The organism is Mumia xiangluensis, assembly GCF_010994095.1.
In the GTDB taxonomy this organism is placed as follows: domain Bacteria; phylum Actinomycetota; class Actinomycetes; order Propionibacteriales; family Nocardioidaceae; genus Mumia; species Mumia xiangluensis.
This window is the reverse complement of the sequence record NZ_WJYO01000001.1, coordinates 314,709-331,352: the sequence shown is the minus strand read 5'-3', so window position 1 is coordinate 331,352 and position 16,644 is coordinate 314,709. Positions and strand designations below refer to the sequence as shown.

The following is a 16,644-nucleotide window of genomic DNA, read 5'->3' as shown; positions in this document are numbered from 1 at the left end:
GGACGCCGGGGCAGGCCCGGCCGCGGGTGGAGCCTGCGCCTCGCCGTCAGTAGCCGACCGTGAACCGCTCGCGGAAGTGCGTCGGGCTCGCGATCTCGTCCACGAACGCCTGCGCGAAGTCGGGACCGGAGATCGACGACGTGCCGTCCGGCTCGGTGAGGAGGATGTCGCCGCCCAGCCGGTAGGTGCCGCGCAGGCCGACGTCGGCCAGTCGGCCGAACGCCGCGGACGGGCTGACGTAGAACCAGCTCACGTCCTCCGTCGTCCGGGTGAGCGCGTCGAGCGCCTGGTATCCGGCGCGCGCCTCGGGTTTCCAGGCCTCGTGGAAGTCGGGCGTCTCCATCAGCAGCGGCCCGTCCTCACCGACACGGAGCGATCCCGCGCCTCCGACCCAGCCGAGGCGGCGGTGATGCTGGCGTACGGCGTCGGCGAGCGCGGGCACCGCCTCCACGAGGTCGCGATCGGGGCCGTGGTGCGGCACGGCCACCACGACGACGTCCGCGTCCTCGGCCAGGCTGTCCACGAAGGCGGCGTCGAACACGTCGCCGTCGCGGGTGGTCTGGTGCTCGGCAGGTCCGATCGAGGCGGTGTCACGTGCGGCGGCGATCACGTCGTAGCCGCGGGCGAGGGCCTCGGACGCGATCGCACCGCCGGCGAACCCGGTGGCGCCGATGACGGCGATGGTGGTCATCCGCTCACGTTAGGCGGATTCGGTTCTGCCGTCGCGACGACCTCGACCTCGTCGCCGACGTGCAGCGTGCCGGATCCGACCGGGAGGAGGCGGACACCGAACCAGGTCTTGCCATCCCACTTGCGGTGCCGGGCGAGCGTTCGGACGGGCTCCTTGCCGCGGGAGAGCGTCACGGGGTCGATCGTCGTGATCGCGCAGCGGTCGCAGTGCTCGGCGAAGCGGAGCGGCACCGCGCCGAGCCGGACCGACCGCCACCCGTCCTCGACGAACGGCTCGAGGTCTCCTTCGACGACCACGTTCGGGCGGAACCGGATCATGGGCAGCGGATCCGGCTCGGGGCCTTCCGCGACGAGTCCGTTGAGCCGGTCGAGCGACGCCGTGGTCGTCAGCAGGATCGGGGCGGTGTCGGCGAGGGAGAGCGCGTCCCCGGGCTCGCCGCCGTGCGAAGCCGAGACGCTCCTCGCGTGCGGGTCCTCCTGCCACGCCAGCCGGAGGTCGGTGCCGACGACCTCGGTCAGCCAGGCGGCGGCGTCCGGCCCGGCGTACCGGAGGTCGGGCTGGCGCGACAGCGCGATCCGGATCCTGGGGCCGTCCGCGGGGGTCGCCACGAACAGGTCGGGGTGGCCGTCCGCGGTGAGCAGGATCCCGCCGTCGAGCAGCGTCGGGCGGACCGCGAAGATCCGCGGATGCCGGAGGGGGTCGGCCTTGCCGCCCGTCGGGTCGATGGCGAGCCAGCGCCGGTCGCCGGCGAGGCCCCACGGCTCCATGGCGGCCTCGGAGACGTCCAGGACCGCGGCGGACTTGACGGGGTAGAGGTGCAACGAACGGATGCGCACCGGCACAGCGTAGGGGCCGCGCCCTGGGTCGTACGAGCGTATTAGCGCGAGGGAAGGGCCGACGAAGAAAGAAACAGGGTTGACTGTTTGTTAGTTACGGGGTGATGATGCAGGGGTGACCTCGACCACGCGCACGCCCCAGGGAGAGCGCAGCCGGCTCATGCGGCAGCGGCTGCTCGAAGCCACCGTCGACTCGTTGGTCGAGGTCGGCTGGTCAGGGACCAGCACCACCGTCGTCTCCCACCGCGCGGGCGTCTCCCGCGGCGCGCAGCTGCACCACTTCCCGAGCAAGCAGGCGCTCGTCATCGCGGCCGTCGAGCACCTCACCGAGCTCCGCCGCGACGAGATGGCGCAGTCCGTCGCCAACCTCCCGCAGGAGGGCCGCACCCGCGCCGTCCTCGAGGCGTTGGCCGCCCAGTTCGTGTCGCCGGTGTTCTTCGCCGCGCTCGAGCTGTGGGTCGCCGCGCGCACCGACGAGGACCTCCGCGAGGCGGTCGCACCGCTCGAGCGCAGGATCGGCCGCGAGACCCACGCGTACGCCGTCGAGCTCCTCGGCATCGACGACTCCCGCGGCCGCAACCGGCAGCTGGTCCAAGCCACCCTCGACCTCGCCCGGGGCCTCGGCCTCGCGGCGTCCCTCACCGACGACACCGCACGCCGGGCCTCGATCCTCGACACCTGGGCCGACACCCTCGACACCGAGCTGGAGCGCTGAATGACCACCGAATCACCCGACACCACCCCCGCGCCGGCCGAGCGCGATGCCGCTGGATCCACCAGCGTGCTCGACTCCGTGCTCGCCGACCTCGGGGCCGAGAGCGCCCAGCTCGATGCCCTCGTCGCGGACCTCGACGACGCCGGCTGGGCCCGTCCGACCACGGCCGAGGGCTGGACGATCGCCCACCAGGTCGCACACCTCCACTGGACCGACGATGCGTCGCTCGCTGCGATCGAGGGCGGCGAGGCGTTCGGACAGCTGATGAAGAACGCCGCCGCGAACCCGACCGGCTTCGTCGACGCCGAGGCCGAGCGGCTCGCAGCTCTCGGGCCGGTGGATCTGCTCGAGGCGTGGCGCGGCGGGCGTACGCGCCTGGCCGATGCGCTGCGGGCCGTGCCGCGCGGCGAGAAGATCGCGTGGTTCGGACCACCGATGAGCCCCGCCTCCATGGCGACCGCCCGCCTGATGGAGACCTGGGCGCACGCCCGCGACGTCGCCGAGGCACTGGGGATCGAGCTGCCGCGCGACGCTCGCGCCAAGCACGTCGCCAACCTGGGCTACCGCACGCGCGGCTTCGCGTACCTGGTTCGTGGGCGCGAGGTCCCCACGACGCCGATCCGCGTCGAGCTGTCCGGACCCGACGGTGATCTGTGGGCGTTCGGGCCGGAGGATGCCGTCGACCGGGTCACAGGAGACGGGTACGACTTCGCGCTGCTCGCCACCCGCCGCCGCGTGCGCGCCGACGTCGACGTGACCGCGCACGGCTCCGCTGCCGACGAGTACCTCGACCTCGTCCAGGCGTTCGCCGGCCTCCCGGGCCCGGACCCGAAGCCGCTGGCGTCGCGCGACGCTCGTCCGGCAGGGGATGCGGAGGGCGCCGCGTGATCCGCATCGGCAACTGCTCCGGCTTCTACGGCGACCGTCTCGCCGCGATGCGCGAGATGCTCACCGAGGGCGAGCTCGACTACCTCACCGGTGACTACCTCGCCGAGCTCACGATGCTGATCCTGGGCCGCGACCGGCTGAAGGACCCCTCGCTCGGCTACGCGAAGACGTTCGTCAAGCAGATGGCCGAGTGCATGGGCTTCGCGAAGGAACGCGGCGTCCGCATCGTGACCAACGCCGGCGGACTCAACCCCGCAGGGCTGGCCGCGAAGCTTCGCGAGATCGCTGCCGAGCAGGGCGTCGACGTCGTCGTCGCCCATGTCGAGGGCGACGACCTCCGTACGCGTGCCGACGAGCTCGGCCTCGTCGGCCACGCCGGTCAGCAGCCCCTGACGGCCAACGCCTACCTCGGCGCCTTCGGTATCGCCGCCGCTCTCGACGCGGGTGCCGACATCGTCGTCACCGGGCGCGTAACCGATGCGTCGGTCGTCGTCGGGCCGGCCATCCATGCCCACGGGTGGGGTCGCGAGGACTTCGACCGGCTCGCGGGCGCCGTGGTCGCCGGGCACGTGATCGAGTGCGGGACCCAGGCGACCGGTGGCAACTACGCCGGGTTCGCCGAGCTCGACCCCAAGCTCATGCTGCACCCCGGATTCCCGATCGCCGAGATCGCGGCAGACGGCAGCTCCGTCATCACCAAGCACGAGGGCACCGGCGGCGTCGTCACCGTCGACACGGTCACGGCCCAGCTCGTGTACGAGATCGCCGGCCCCGCCTACGCCGGACCCGACGTCGTCGCGCACCTCGACACGGTCAGTCTCGAGCAGGCAGGCAACGACCGGGTGGCCGTCTCCGGCGTGCGCGGGTCCGCGCCCCCGGCGACGACGAAGGTCGCCCTCAACGCCTTCGGCGGCTTCCGCAACAGCGTCGAGCTCGTCCTCACCGGGCTCGACATCGAGGCGAAGGCCGCGCTCGTGCGCGCCCAGATCGAAGACGCCCTCGCCGACTCCCCGGCCGGGGTGCCGGCCGAGGTCGAATGGCAGCTCGACCGGACGGACGTGCCGGACCCCGACACCCAGGCGCGGGCCACCGCCTTGCTGCGTTGCCACGTCAAGGACTCGTCTCCGGACCCGGTCGGTCGTGCGTTCTCGTCGGCGGCGGTTGAGGTCGCTCTCGCCTCGTACCCCGGCTTCACCGTCACCCGCCCGCCGGCGGCCGGGACACCGTACGGGGTGTACACGCCCGGCTACGTCGCGCAGGAGCTGGTCCCGCACACCGTCGTCCTCGCGGACGGCACCCGCATCGAGATCGCTGCGCCGACCACGACCGCGACCGCGACCGCGGCGTCGGGTGGGGGTCTCGATACGCCCTCGCCCAGGGGCTCGGGCTACTCGACCAGCGGGGGTGGGCCCGGCTCGGGCGACTCGACCAGCGGGGGGGCGCCCGGTTCGGGCTCCTCGGCCAGCGGGGGCGGGCCGGCTTCGGGCTACTCGACCAGCGGGGGTGGGCCCGGCTCGGGCTACTCGACCAGCGGGGGTGGGCCCGGCTCGGGCGAGGGCGGCGTCGACACGCGAGCGGTCCCGCTCGGACGCGTGGTGCACACGCGCTCGGGCGACAAGGGGGGCGACGCCAACGTCGGTGTGTGGGTGCGCGGCGACGTCGCCGACCCCGAGGCCGCCTACGCGTGGCTCGTCGACCTCCTCGACGACGCCGGCGTACGCGCGCTGCTGCCCGAGGCCGCCGAGCTGGACCTCGAGATCCACCCGCTCCCGAACCTGCGCGCCGTGAACGTCGTGCTGCACGGCTTCCTCGGCGACGGGGTCGCAGCGTCCACACGGTTCGACCCGCAGGCGAAGGCGCTCGGCGAGTGGCTGCGCGCCCGCGTCGCGTCCGTCCCCTCCTCGATCCTCCCCACAGGAACGGCCGAGGGGGCGCGATGACCACGCCGTACGACGCCTGGTCCACGCCGGAGCGTGCCGCGCTTCGCGACTCCGTGACGCGGTTCGTCCGTTCCGAGGTCGTCGACAACCTGCCGCGCTGGGAGGACGACGGCGAGATCCCGCGCGACCTGCACAAGCGGGCAGCCGCGGCGGGCCTGCTCGGGATCGGTTTCCCCGAGGACGTCGGTGGCGAGGGCGGCGACGTCCTCGACATCTCCGTCGTCACCGAGGCGATGATCGAGGCCGGCGGCTCGTCGGGTCTGATCGCCGCCCTCTACACGCACGGGATCGCGCTCCCGCACATCGTGTCGGCACACCGCGCGAACCCGACCGAGCAGAGCGCGTCGTTGATCGAGCGGTACGTCCGCCCGACCCTCGCCGGGGAGACGATCGGGTCGCTCGGGGTCACCGAGCCCGGCGGCGGGTCGGACGTCGCGAACCTGCGGACCCGTGCCGTGCGCGACGGCGACGCGTACGTCGTCGACGGGGCCAAGACCTTCATCACCTCCGGAGTGCGGGCCGACTTCGTCACGACGGCCGTACGCACCGGCGGCGACGGCTACGGCGGCATCTCGCTGCTCGTCGTCGACAAGGGGACGCCCGGGTTCACCGTCGCGAACCCGCTGCGCAAGATGGGCTGGCACTGTTCCGACACCGCCGAGCTGTCGTACGCCGAGGCTCGCGTGCCCGTGCAGAACCTGGTGGGCGAGGAGAACGGCGGCTTCGTCCTCGTCATGCAGCAGTTCGTCAACGAGCGCCTGAGCCTCGCTGTCCAGGCGTACGCGACGGCGCAGCGTTCGCTCGACCTGACCGTCGCCTACGCGCGGGAGCGCGAGACCTTTGGACGACCGCTCGCGACGCGCCAGGTGATCCGGCACAAGCTGGTCGAGATGCACCGAGCGACGGTCACGGCACGCGCGTACACGCGGCAGGTCGTCGAGCGCGCCGCCGCGCTCTCCGCGGGCGCGACCGGCGTCGATCCGATGCGACTCGCCGCCGACGCCGCGATCGCCAAGAACGACGCCGTCGCCGCCTGCGACTTCGTGGTCGACGAGGCCGTGCAGGTCCACGGCGGCATGGGATACATGCGGGAGACCGAGGTCGAGCGCCACTACCGCGACTCCCGCATCCTCGGCATCGGCGGCGGCGCCACCGAGGTCATGAACGATCTCATCGCGAAGATCCTGGGCTACTGAGGAGGACGGCGATGGTCGCGACGTACATCGAGGCATCCGACGGCGACTGGGCCGACGTGCGCGCCGAGCGCATGCGGCGCCAGCGCCTCGTCGGTGAGCCGTTCGCGACCCCGCCCGACGTCGTGGACCTGCTGGGTGCCGTCCAGGCCCAGGAGTACGTCGACGCCGGCTGGGCGCTCGCCCAGCGCAGCGCCGGCGAGGTGACGGCGGCCGACGTGGGTGCGCTCGTCGGGAGCGGCGAGCTGCTGCGGACGCACGTCCTCCGTCCGACCTGGCACTTCGTACGCCCGGCCGACGCGCGCTGGATGCTGGAGCTGACCGGGCCGCGAGTCATCCGCACGATGGGGTCGGCGTGGCGGGCGACCGGCCTCGACGACCCGGCCGAGCTGACGAACGTCCTCGACGCGGTTGCCGACGCTCTCGCGGACGGCGACCACCTCACCCGCAAGGATCTCGCCGAGCGGCTGGAGCAGCGCGGCGTCGACACCGCCAAGCGGATCAGCTTCATCACGCTCCGCGCCGAGCTCGAGCGGGTCGTGATCAGCGGCGCACCCCAGGGCAAGCAGCAGACGTTCGCCGCGTTCGACGACCGTGTGCCGGCGTCTGCTCCGCTGGATCACGACGAGGCCGTTGCGCGGCTCGCCGGACGGTACCTGCTGGGCCACGGCCCGGCGACCCCCCACGACCTGTCGTGGTGGGGTGGCATCACGGTCGGCGACGCGCGCCGCGGCTTCGAGGCGTGCGGCGCGGCGTCGTTCGAACGCGAGGGGCTGACGTACTGGGGGGTGGGTGGCTTCGACTCGCAGGCTCGCTCAACCAGCGGCGGCGACGGGCTGGGCAGCCACCTGCTCCCGCCGTACGACGAGTACCTCATCTCGTACAAGAACCGCCAGGTCGTCGACGCGTCCGAGGACTTCGTCCGCGAACCGATGGAGGGCATCTTCTTCTGGGGCCTCGCGACCGACGACGGTCGGGTCGTGGGCGGCTGGAAGTGGCCCCGTCCGAAGCGCAAGGCCGACCCGGTGGTCCTGACGCTCACCATGCTCGTCCCCACACCGGCCGACCTGCGCGAGCGCTTCGCGCACCAGGCCGACCGATTCTCCCGCTACCTCGGCCAACCGGTCGAGCTCACCTTGGAGGAACCCGCATGACCACGACCGCGGCCGACGCCGCCCCGACCACCGGCGACGGACCACCGTCCGATCGCACTGTGCCGACCAACCGCGAGGCGATGCTGGAGAAGATCGCCGACCTGGCGGAGCAGCACGCGAAGGCACTCGCCGGCGGCGGACAGCGCTACATCGACCGCCACCACGCGCGCGGCAAGCTGCTCGCCCGTGAGCGCATCGAGCTGCTGCTCGACGAGGGCGCGCCGTTCCTTGAGCTGTCCACGCTCGCCGCGTGGGGGACCGACTTCCCGGTCGGCGGCTCGATCGTCACCGGCATCGGTGTCGTCGAGGGCGTGGAGTGCATGATCATCGCCAACGACCCGACCGTGAAGGGCGGGTCGAGCAACCCGCTCACGGTCAAGAAGGGCCTGCGCGCGGCGCAGATCGCCGCCGAGAACCGGCTCCCCACCATCAACCTCGTCGAGTCCGGCGGTGCCGACCTGCCGACGCAGAAGGACATCTTCATCCCGGGCGGCGCGACGTTCCGCAACATCACGCGCTCGAGCGCGGCGCGGGTCCCGACGGTGGCGCTGGTGTTCGGCAACTCGACCGCAGGCGGGGCGTACGTGCCCGGCATGAGCGACTACGTCGTCATGGTGAAGGAGGGCGCCAAGGTCTTCCTCGGAGGTCCGCCGCTGGTGAAGATGGCGACCGGCGAGGAGTCGGACGACGAGTCGCTCGGCGGTGCGGAGATGCACGCGCGCACCTCGGGACTGGCGGACTACCTCGCCGTCGACGAGTACGACGCGATCCGCCTCGGCCGCCAGATCGTCCGTCGCCTCAACTGGCGCAAGCAGGGGCCGTCCGCCGCTGCCTCGTACGCGGAGCCGGCCTTCGACGTCGACGAGCTGCTCGACCTCGTGCCGTCGGACCTCAAGGTGCCGTTCGACCCGCGTGAGGTGATCGCGCGCATCGTCGACGGCGCTCCGGAGGGCGGATCGGGCTTCGACGAGTTCAAGCCGTTGTACGGCTCCTCGCTCGTCACGGGGTTCGCGTCCGTGCACGGCTTCCCGATCGGCATCCTCGCCAACGCGCAGGGCGTGCTGTTCAGCGAGGAGGCCCAGAAGGCGACGCAGTTCATCCAGCTCGCCAACCAGACCGACACGCCGCTGCTGTTCCTGCACAACACGACCGGATACATGGTCGGTGCCGAGTACGAGCAGGGCGGCATCATCAAGCACGGCGCCCAGATGATCAACGCCGTCTCCAACTCGACGGTGCCTCACATCTCGGTCGTCATCGGGGCGTCGTACGGCGCCGGCCACTACGGCATGAGCGGACGGGCGTACGACCCGCGCTTCATGTTCAGCTGGCCCAACGCGAAGTCCGCGGTGATGGGGCCGGCGCAGCTGGCGGGCGTCATCTCGATCGTCGCGCGCGGAGCCGCCGAGGCGAAGGGGCAGCCGTACGACGAGGACGGCGACAAGCAGATGCGCGCCTTCATCGAGAAGCAGATCGAGGAGCAGTCGCTGGCGTACTTCACGTCAGGGCTCCTGTACGACGACGGTGTCATCGACCCGCGCGACACCCGCACCGTGCTCGGCATCTGCCTGAGCGCGATCGCGACTGCCCCCGTCGAGGGTGCCCGCGGCTACGGGGTGTTCCGACTGTGACGGGTCTCGATACGCCCTCGCCCTGGGGGGCTCGGACTACTCGACCAGCGGGATGGATGAAGGAGAGAGCACGATGATTCAGAAGGTGCTGGTCGCGAACCGGGGCGAGATCGCCCGGCGGGTGTTCGCGACGTGCCGAGCACTCGGCATCGCGACGGTGGCGGTGCACTCCGACGCCGACGCGGACGCCCCGTTCGTCCGCGACGCCGACGCCGCCGTCCGCCTCCCGGGCAACGCGCCCGGTGAGACGTACCTGCGTGGAGACCTCGTCATCGCGGCTGCGCAGGCGTCGGGTGCGGACGCGATCCACCCGGGCTACGGATTCCTGTCGGAGAACGCCGACTTCGCCGCCGCCGTGCGGGACGCCGGGCTCGTCTGGATCGGCCCCGATCCCGAGGCGATCGAGGCGATGGGGTCGAAGGTGCGTTCCAAGGAGCTCATGGCGGCAGCAGGCGGCCCGGTGGCCGGGATGCTCGAGCCCGAGGCCATGACGACCTCCGACCTCCCGCTCGTCGTCAAGGCGTCCTCGGGTGGCGGCGGTCGCGGCATGCGCGTCGTGCGCGACCTCGATGCGCTGCCGGCCGCGATGGAGCAGGCTGCCGCGGAGGCCGGGTCGGCGTTCGGCGACACGACCGTGTTCGTCGAGCACTACCTCGAGCACGCCCGGCACATCGAGGTCCAGGTGATGGCCGACTCCCACGGGACCTGCTGGGTCCTCGGTGACCGTGACTGCTCGCTGCAGCGCAGGCACCAGAAGGTCGTCGAGGAGGCTCCCGCACCCGGGCTGTCCGACGCCACCCGTACGGCGCTGCACGACGCCGCCCGCTCTCTCGTGAAGCAGGTGGGATACACCGGCGCGGGGACGGTCGAGTTCCTCGTCGAGGAACGAGACGAGCATGGGCAGAGCGTGGAGGAACGAGACGAGCAGTCCGCGCTGATCTCCTTCCTGGAGATGAACACGCGGCTCCAGGTGGAGCACCCGGTCACCGAGGCCGTCACGGGACTCGACCTGGTCGCCCTGCAGATCGCCGTCGCCGAGGGGCGGGCGCTCCAGGAGGTGGCCGGGATGTCGGAGCCTCCGGCACCGCGGGGCCACGCGATCGAGGTCCGCCTGTACGCCGAGGACGCCGCCGACGACTTCTCTCCGCAGACCGGCACGGTCCGCTCGTTCGACCTGCCTGGTTCTGTCGCCCGCTTCACCGGTCCGTCGGCGTACGGACTGCGGCTGGACTCCGGTGTCGAGGCGGGCAGCGAGGTCGGTATCCACTACGACGCGATGCTGGCCAAGGTGATCGCGTACGGCCCTGACCGCGCCTCGGCGATCCGGACTCTGCGCGGGGCGCTGGGCCGTACGCGCTTGCACGGCGTCACCACGAACCTCGACCTCCTCCACGGCATCCTCGGCGCTCCCGAGTTCGCCGCGGGGAAGCTCAGCACGCTGCTGCTGGAGGAGCGGATCGACGACTGGTCCGCACCGCGCGCCGACGCGTCGGCGATCGCCGACTACGCCACTGCCGCAGCGCTCGCTGCGGCAGTGGCGGCTGCGGAGTCGGCGCCGGTCCTGTCCCGCATCCCGGCGGGCTTCCGCAACGTCGCGAGTCAGCCGCACACCGCGTCGTACGTGGTCCGGGGTGAAGAGGTCTCCGTCGCGTACGCGTCGGTGGTCGGCCGCCTCACCCCGCAGGCCGCCGACTCCGACGACGACGCGGTCGTGCCTGTCGCGAGCGTTGTCACGGCAGACCGTGTCGTGCTGGAGCGTGACGGTGTGGCACGGGCGTACGCGGTCGCACGTGACGGCGCCTCCATCGACGTCGACGGCCCCGCCGGACCGCTCGACCTCACGGTCGTCCCACGGTTCACCGACCCCGCCGACCAGGTCGTCGCCGGGTCCCTTCTCGCGCCGATGCCGGGGTCCGTGATCTCGGTCGGTGTCGAGCAGGGCCAGGCCGTCTCGCAGGGCGACGTGGTCGTCGTCCTCGAGGCCATGAAGATGCAGCACACCATCACGGCGCCGACCGATGGCGTCGTCACCGAGCTCGCGGTCAGCGCAGGCTCGCAGGTCGAGTCCGGCGCCGTGCTCGCCGTGATCGAAGGCACCGACGAAGGAGAGACCGCATGAGCACCGCATTCGCCGAGTCCGAGGAGCGCCGTGACCTCCGCAAGGCGGTAGCCGAGCTCGGCCGCAAGTACGGCCGCGACTACTTCAACGCCGCCTATCGCGAGGGTCGCAAGACGACCGAGCTGTGGGAGGAGGCCGGCAAGCTCGGCTACCTCGGCGTCGCCGTGCCGGAGGAGTACGGCGGTGGCGGCGGCGAGATCGGCGACCTCGCGGCCGTCTGCGAGGAGCTGGCCGCGGCCGGGTGCCCGCTGCTGCTGATGGTGGTCTCGCCCGCGATCGTCGGCACGATCATCGCGCAGTACGGCACCGACGAGCAGAAGCAGCGCTGGCTCCCTGGCCTCGCTGACGGAACGAGCACCTTCGCGTTCTCGATCACCGAGCCGGACGCCGGCTCGAACTCGCACAAGATCACCACGACGGCGTACCGCCAGGAGGACGGTGGCTGGCGCCTGTCCGGCGGAAAGACCTTCATCTCGGGCGTCGACGAGGCGAGCCAGGTGCTGGTCGTCGCGCGGACCGAGGACCACAAGACCGGCAACCTCAAGCCGGCGCTGTTCCTCGTCCCCACCGATGCCCCGGGATTCACGTGGCAGGAGATCCCGATGGGGATCGTCAGCCCCGAGAAGCAGTTCACGCTGTTCTTCGACGACGTCGTCCTTCCGTCGGACGCGCTGATCGGCAGCGAGGACGCCGGGATCGAGCAGCTGTTCGCCGGGCTCAACCCCGAGCGGATCATGGCGGCGTCGTTCGCGACCGGCACGGCACGGCTCGCCCTCGAGCTCGCCACCGAGTACGCGAAGACGCGTCAGGTGTGGAAGGCGCCGATCGGTGCCCACCAGGCCGTGGCGCACCCGCTCGCGCAGACCCACATCGAGATCGAGCTCGCTCGCCTCATGACGCAGAAGGCGGCGGCGCTCTACGCCGCGGGCGACCACATGGGTGCCGGCGAGGCCGCGAACATGGCCAAGTACGCCGCGGGTGAGGTCGTCTGTGCCGCCGTGGACCGGGCGATCCAGACCCACGGCGGCAACGGCCTCGCGGAGGAGTACGGGTTGGTGCAGATGCTGGCAGGCTCGCGTCTGTCGCGCATCGCACCGGTGAGCCGCGAGATGGTGCTCAACTTCGTCGCGCAGTTCTCGCTCGGTCTCCCGAAGTCGTACTGATCCCCGCCCGGCCCCACCGAAGGAGCACAACCCATGACCGAGCTCGTCCACCTCGAGGTCGCGGACCAGGTCGCGACCATCACCCTGGACAGCCAGCACAACCGCAACGCGCTGTCGAAGCAGCTCGTGACGGAGCTCTCCGGACATCTCGAGACGGCGGCCGCCGACCCCGACGTGCTCGCCGTCGTGATCGCCGGCGCGGGGACGGTGTTCTGCTCTGGCGCCGACCTCTCGGAGGCGGCGGGCGGCGGGATGGTCGAGGGTGCGAAGGGACTCGTCGAGCTCCAGCGCCTCATCGCCACCCTGCCGAAACCAGTCGTCGTCCGGCTGCACGGACCGGTCCGTGCGGGTGGTCTGGGGATCGTCGGGGCGGCCGATGTCGTCGTGTGCGCGGAGGAGGTGACGTTCGCGTTCACCGAGGTACGCCTCGCGCTCGCGCCTGCGGTCATCTCCCTGACCACGCTCGCGCGCATGACTCCGCGTGCCGCGTCGCGGACGTTCCTGACGGGGGAGACCTTCTCGGCGGCGGACGCGGCGGCGTACGGGCTCGTGACCGAGGTCGTGCCCGCGGCCGAGCTGGACTCCGCGCTCGAGCGGGTGCTGGTCGGTCTCCGCAAGGCGTACCCGCAGGGGCTGCGCGAGACCAAGGCACTGCTCAACGCCGACCTCGTCGCGCGGATCGACGCACTCGGTGACGAGGTCGCCGAGCAGTCCGGGCGGTTGTTCGGCTCGGACGAGGCGCGTACGGCGATGCTGGCATTCCTGAACCGCAAGAAGGGCTGACGCGCTGGGCTGTTCCGCTGCCCAGACACGTTTGCCTGCTGCACGCGCGGTACGCCGGCACGACGCGCGAAGCACGACGCACGCCGGGTACGACCGGTCCCCCGTCCGGTCGTGCCCGGCGTGCGTGCATCCAGGGTGCGGCGAAACCTCACGCCGCGTGTGCGGATTGCTCACGTTGCGAGGTCTCGCGCATCAGTCGCCGGATCTCGCGCAGCTGGCGTTGGATCAGCATCCGACGGACCCCGCGCTCGAGCTCCTCCCGTGCGCTGACCCGCTGCCGAGACGTTTCCGGAGGACGACCTCCCCAGTGTCCGAGTCACGCTCTGCGTGGAGCTTGCCCGCGTGCAGCAGGTGGTGACAGCGCGGACAGAGCCCGAGCAGGTCGTCGAGGTCGGTGCGCCCGAAGTCGCGGTGTCGGTCGGTCGCGAGGCGTTGGGTGCGGCCGACGTTGAGGACGTCGGCGCTCCGGTGCGACGCCCGCGTCCGAATCACCCCGTCGACGCATCCGATCTCGAACATGACTGGAGTCTATTCGAACACATGTACGACGCGCAAGGCTCTATGATCGTCCGGTGCCCGACCTTCCCCGCCGTCGCGCGCTGGCGCTGCTCGGACTCCCGTTGCTCGCCGGCGTCTCGGGGTGCGTCGGCCGGGGCTGGGCCCAGTTCGACAGCGCCAGGGTACGCATCGCGACAGGCAACCCGGGCGGCGTCTTCGTACGGTACGGCCGCGCGCTGACGACCGTGCTCGAGACGAGGCTCGACGGCGTCGATGCGCAGGCGCACGGCACCGATGCCTCCCTCGAGAACCTGCGCCTCGTCGCCGAACGGGAGTGCGACGTCGGATTCTCCCTCGGCGATGCGGCCGCCGACGCCGTCACGTCCGACGACCGCGACCTGGTCGCGTTGGCGCGGATGTACGACAGCTTCGTCCACCTCGTCGTCCGCGAGGACTCCGGAGTCCGCCGCGTCGCCGACCTGCGGACGGCGCGCATCGGCGTCGGCGCGCCAGGGTCCGGGACGCGGGTCATCGCCGGCCGCATCCTCGACGTCCACGGCGTGCGCGAGCCGACCGCACGCTTCGCCGACTCCTCGTTGCAGGACTCGGCCGACGACCTTCGCTCGGGACGGCTCGACGCGTTCTTCTTCGTCAGCGGTCTCCCCAACCAGGCCATCGCGCTGCTCTCGGACCAGGTGCCGCTCCGGCTGCTCGACCTGGGCGACGCGGTCGAGCCGATGGTCGCGGCGTACGGGCCGCAGTACGTGCGGGCGCCGATCCCGCCGAGCGCGTACGGCCTGCCCGACGCCGTGAGCACGCTCAGCGTCAAGAACTACCTCGTCGCGAACCCAGCCGTCGGAGACGACCTCGCGTACGCGATCACGCGGCTCGTCTTCGAGGCGCAGGACGAGATCGAGCGCCTCGAGCCCGGCGTCAGTCAACCGACGTTCGGTGCGGCGATCTTCACGTCGCCGCTCGCGCTGCATCCGGGGGCGCTGCGCTACTACCGCGAGCGGGGCGCCTGAGGGTCACGCAGACCTCGAGGCCGTCGCCGTCCGGCCGGCGTACGGCGAGCTCCCCGCCCGACTTGGCCACGTGCGCCCGTACGATCGCCAGCCCGAGGCCGGTGCCGTGCACGTTCTGGTGCCGCGTCCCACGGAAGAATCGCGCACCCACCTTCGACAGGTCCTCGTCGGGTATCCCGGGGCCGTGGTCCCGCACCACGAGGTCGACCGTCCGGGATCCCTCGGCGACGGTCACCTCGACCGCGGCGCCGCCAGCGAACTTCGTCGCGTTGTCGAGCACCGCGTCGAGGACGACGTCGACGAGGTCGGCGGTCGCGAGCGCCGTCGCACGGGGCGGAGCGTCGACCCGAAGGTCGGCGATCGCGGGCTCCCAGACGCGGCAGCGTGCGCGTACGGCGTCGGCGACGTCCACCGGGACCTGCGGGGCGCGCTCGGCCTCGACCTGGCCGAGGTCGAGCAGCGAGTCGACGATGCGGGTGAGCCTGTCGGTCTCGCGGAGCACGAGGTCGAGCTCGGCCGCGACGTCGGCGTCGGCCTTCGCGCTCAACGTCTCGACGCGGAGCCGGAGCGCTGTCAGGGGATTGCCCAGCTGGTGGGAGGCGTCGGCCACCAGCTCGGCCTGCTGCTGCTGGGAGACCTCGACATGGTCGGCCATGTCGTTGAACGACGACGCCAGCCGGCGCAGCTCGGGCGGTCCGTCGTCGGCCGGCACGCGGGTCGAGAGGTCGCCGTGCGCCATCCGCCGCGTCGCGTCGTCGAGCTCGTCGACGGGGCGGAGGATCCACCGGACGAGCGGGACGGCGACACCGACGGCGGCGAGGAGCAGGACGCCGAGTCCGGCGCCGAGCAGCAGGGCGAGACGCGCGGCGACGTCGCCGCGGACCCCGCCGGTCGGGATCTCCATCACCACGGCACCGAGCACCTGGGCGTCGCGCCCGATCGGCGCCGCGACGACGTACGTGTCGGCCGACCACGGCCAGAAGGGCTGCGGCTCCTCGGCGCTGTTCCCGGCCAGCGCCCGGGAGACCTCGCGGGGGACCGCTGCGGGGTCGAGCTCACCGGGGGAGGCGGCGACCGTACGGCGGTCGGCGTCGACGACGACGAGCCGGGCGTCGTACACCTCCTCGTACCGGGCGAGCTCGGACCTCAGCGAGGCGACCGACCCGGTCTCCACGGCGGTGCCGGCGACGACCGTGAGCCGGTTGAGGTCGGCCTGCCGGATCACGAAGAGGTCCTGGGTGCGGTCCGAGGCGTACGTGCCGATCAACGGGACGATCAGCGCGACGAGGAGGAACGACAGGGCGACGGTGGAGAGGACGAGCAGACGGCGGCGCACGGCTCACCCTGCCGTCGGCATGCGGTAGCCCTTGCCGCGCACGGTCTCGATCAGGTCGGGGCGGCCCAGCTTGGCCCGCAGCGTGGCCACGTGGACGTCGAGCGTCCGCGAACCGCCGACCCAGGTCGTGTTCCAGATCTGCTCCATGAGCGCGGTCCGGTCGACCACGTGGCCCGCGTTCTGGGCGAGGACGAGGAGGAGCTCGAACTCCTTCGGAGTGAGGTCGAGCTCGGTGTCGCCGAGGGCGGCGCGCTGGTCCTCGGGCTGGAGGGCGAGGTCGCCCACCACGACGTCGCCGATCATCAGCCCTCGACCGACCCTCCGCATGACTGCGTCGATGCGCGCCAGAAGCACCTCGGTGCTGTACGGCTTGGTGACGTAGTCGTCGACCCCCGACTGCAGTGCCGCCACGACGGACGCCTCGGCGCGCCGAGCCGTGACGGCGATGATCGGCACCTCGCTCTGTGCGGCCCGGATGCGTCGGCACAGCGCCAACCCGTCGGAGTCGGGAAGCCCCATGTCGAGCAGGACGAGTGCCGCGTCGCCGTGCTTCTGCCACCCTTCTTCGGCGTCGCCGGCGCGGTCGACCGCCAGCCCCACGCGTTGGAGGGCGGCCGCGAGTGCGCTGGCGACGGCGTCGTCGTCCTCGACGAGAAGGACTCGCACGGCGGG

The 16,644-nt window shown here is 72.0% G+C and carries 15 protein-coding genes; 10 read left to right on the top strand and 5 right to left on the bottom strand.

The window, feature by feature from the left end; all coding sequences use genetic code 11:
* Nucleotides 1-46: 46 nt before the first annotated feature.
* Entirely contained in the window at nt 47-691 is a 645-nt protein-coding gene (locus GH747_RS01455; protein ID WP_149767593.1) for an NAD(P)-dependent oxidoreductase, read from the bottom strand.
* Complete coding sequence (locus GH747_RS01450) at nt 688-1,527, bottom strand: MOSC domain-containing protein (protein ID WP_149767591.1); 840 nt, start codon at nt 1,525-1,527, stop codon at nt 688-690. The genes GH747_RS01455 and GH747_RS01450 overlap by 4 nt, the downstream gene beginning before the upstream one ends.
* A 115-nt stretch (nt 1,528-1,642) precedes the next feature.
* Between GH747_RS01450 and GH747_RS01445 the strand changes: the two genes are divergently transcribed.
* From GH747_RS01445 to GH747_RS01405, 9 genes are all read left to right on the top strand, one after another.
* Nucleotides 1,643-2,242 carry a TetR/AcrR family transcriptional regulator gene (locus GH747_RS01445; protein ID WP_228552728.1) on the top strand — a complete coding sequence of 200 codons (600 nt, stop codon included), beginning with the start codon at nt 1,643-1,645 and terminating at the stop codon, nt 2,240-2,242.
* A complete protein-coding gene (locus GH747_RS01440; RefSeq protein ID WP_149767590.1) occupies nt 2,243-3,130 on the top strand; it encodes a TIGR03084 family metal-binding protein in 888 nt (295 codons plus the stop codon).
* Nucleotides 3,127-5,070 carry an acyclic terpene utilization AtuA family protein gene (locus tag GH747_RS01435; protein WP_228552727.1) on the top strand — a complete coding sequence of 648 codons (1,944 nt, stop codon included), beginning with the start codon at nt 3,127-3,129 and terminating at the stop codon, nt 5,068-5,070. The genes GH747_RS01440 and GH747_RS01435 overlap by 4 nt, the downstream gene beginning before the upstream one ends.
* Nucleotides 5,067-6,266, top strand: a complete 1,200-nt coding sequence (locus tag GH747_RS01430) for an acyl-CoA dehydrogenase family protein (RefSeq protein WP_149767588.1) — start codon at nt 5,067-5,069, stop codon at nt 6,264-6,266. The genes GH747_RS01435 and GH747_RS01430 overlap by 4 nt, the downstream gene beginning before the upstream one ends.
* Nucleotides 6,267-6,277: 11 nt before the next feature.
* Complete coding sequence (locus GH747_RS01425) at nt 6,278-7,417, top strand: winged helix DNA-binding domain-containing protein (protein WP_149767586.1); 1,140 nt, start codon at nt 6,278-6,280, stop codon at nt 7,415-7,417.
* An 80-nt stretch (nt 7,418-7,497) separates the two neighbouring features.
* A complete protein-coding gene (locus tag GH747_RS01420) occupies nt 7,498-9,048 on the top strand; it encodes an acyl-CoA carboxylase subunit beta (protein ID WP_205602783.1) in 1,551 nt (516 codons plus the stop codon).
* Between the two features lie 73 nt (nt 9,049-9,121).
* Entirely contained in the window at nt 9,122-11,167 is a 2,046-nt protein-coding gene (locus tag GH747_RS01415; protein ID WP_149767582.1) for an ATP-binding protein, read from the top strand.
* The gene (locus GH747_RS01410; RefSeq protein ID WP_149767580.1) at nt 11,164-12,330 is read left to right on the top strand and encodes an acyl-CoA dehydrogenase family protein; all 1,167 of its coding nucleotides are present in this window, start codon (nt 11,164-11,166) and stop codon (nt 12,328-12,330) included. Before GH747_RS01415 ends, GH747_RS01410 begins: the two co-directional genes overlap by 4 nt.
* A 33-nt stretch (nt 12,331-12,363) precedes the next feature.
* The gene (locus GH747_RS01405; RefSeq protein WP_149767578.1) at nt 12,364-13,113 is read left to right on the top strand and encodes an enoyl-CoA hydratase-related protein; all 750 of its coding nucleotides are present in this window, start codon (nt 12,364-12,366) and stop codon (nt 13,111-13,113) included.
* Nucleotides 13,114-13,338: 225 nt separating this feature from the next.
* Here GH747_RS01405 and GH747_RS01400 read toward each other — a convergent pair whose 3' ends face one another.
* Nucleotides 13,339-13,632 (bottom strand): hypothetical protein, encoded by a 294-nt coding sequence (locus GH747_RS01400; protein ID WP_149767577.1) that lies wholly within the window; start codon nt 13,630-13,632, stop codon nt 13,339-13,341.
* A gap of 53 nt (nt 13,633-13,685) precedes the next feature.
* Between GH747_RS01400 and GH747_RS01395 the strand changes: the two genes are divergently transcribed.
* A complete protein-coding gene (locus GH747_RS01395; RefSeq protein WP_163695238.1) occupies nt 13,686-14,636 on the top strand; it encodes a TAXI family TRAP transporter solute-binding subunit in 951 nt (316 codons plus the stop codon).
* On the opposite strand, the gene GH747_RS01390 is transcribed toward GH747_RS01395, so the two are convergent.
* Together GH747_RS01390 and GH747_RS01385 are read right to left on the bottom strand one after the other, a co-directional pair.
* Complete coding sequence (locus GH747_RS01390) at nt 14,575-15,972, bottom strand: sensor histidine kinase (RefSeq protein ID WP_149767573.1); 1,398 nt, start codon at nt 15,970-15,972, stop codon at nt 14,575-14,577. The two genes, GH747_RS01395 and GH747_RS01390, sit on opposite strands and share 62 nt — an antisense overlap.
* Nucleotides 15,973-15,975: 3 nt before the next feature.
* Complete coding sequence (locus GH747_RS01385) at nt 15,976-16,638, bottom strand: response regulator transcription factor (protein ID WP_149767571.1); 663 nt, start codon at nt 16,636-16,638, stop codon at nt 15,976-15,978.
* Nucleotides 16,639-16,644 lie beyond the last annotated feature (6 nt).

Excerpts from the sequence above, each read along its gene's own strand:
- GH747_RS01400 (WP_149767577.1), bottom strand. The coding sequence starts at position 13,632 with ATGTTCGAGATCGGATGCGTCGACGGGGTGATTCGGACGCGGGCGTCG.
- GH747_RS01440 (WP_149767590.1), top strand. The coding sequence starts at position 2,243 with ATGACCACCGAATCACCCGACACCACCCCCGCGCCGGCCGAGCGCGAT.
- GH747_RS01425 (WP_149767586.1), top strand. The coding sequence starts at position 6,278 with ATGGTCGCGACGTACATCGAGGCATCCGACGGCGACTGGGCCGACGTG.
- GH747_RS01415 (WP_149767582.1), top strand. The coding sequence starts at position 9,122 with ATGATTCAGAAGGTGCTGGTCGCGAACCGGGGCGAGATCGCCCGGCGG.
- GH747_RS01430 (WP_149767588.1), top strand. The coding sequence starts at position 5,067 with ATGACCACGCCGTACGACGCCTGGTCCACGCCGGAGCGTGCCGCGCTT.
- GH747_RS01420 (WP_205602783.1), top strand. The coding sequence starts at position 7,498 with ATGCTGGAGAAGATCGCCGACCTGGCGGAGCAGCACGCGAAGGCACTC.
- GH747_RS01410 (WP_149767580.1), top strand. The coding sequence starts at position 11,164 with ATGAGCACCGCATTCGCCGAGTCCGAGGAGCGCCGTGACCTCCGCAAG.
- GH747_RS01405 (WP_149767578.1), top strand. The coding sequence starts at position 12,364 with ATGACCGAGCTCGTCCACCTCGAGGTCGCGGACCAGGTCGCGACCATC.
- GH747_RS01455 (WP_149767593.1), bottom strand. The coding sequence starts at position 691 with ATGACCACCATCGCCGTCATCGGCGCCACCGGGTTCGCCGGCGGTGCG.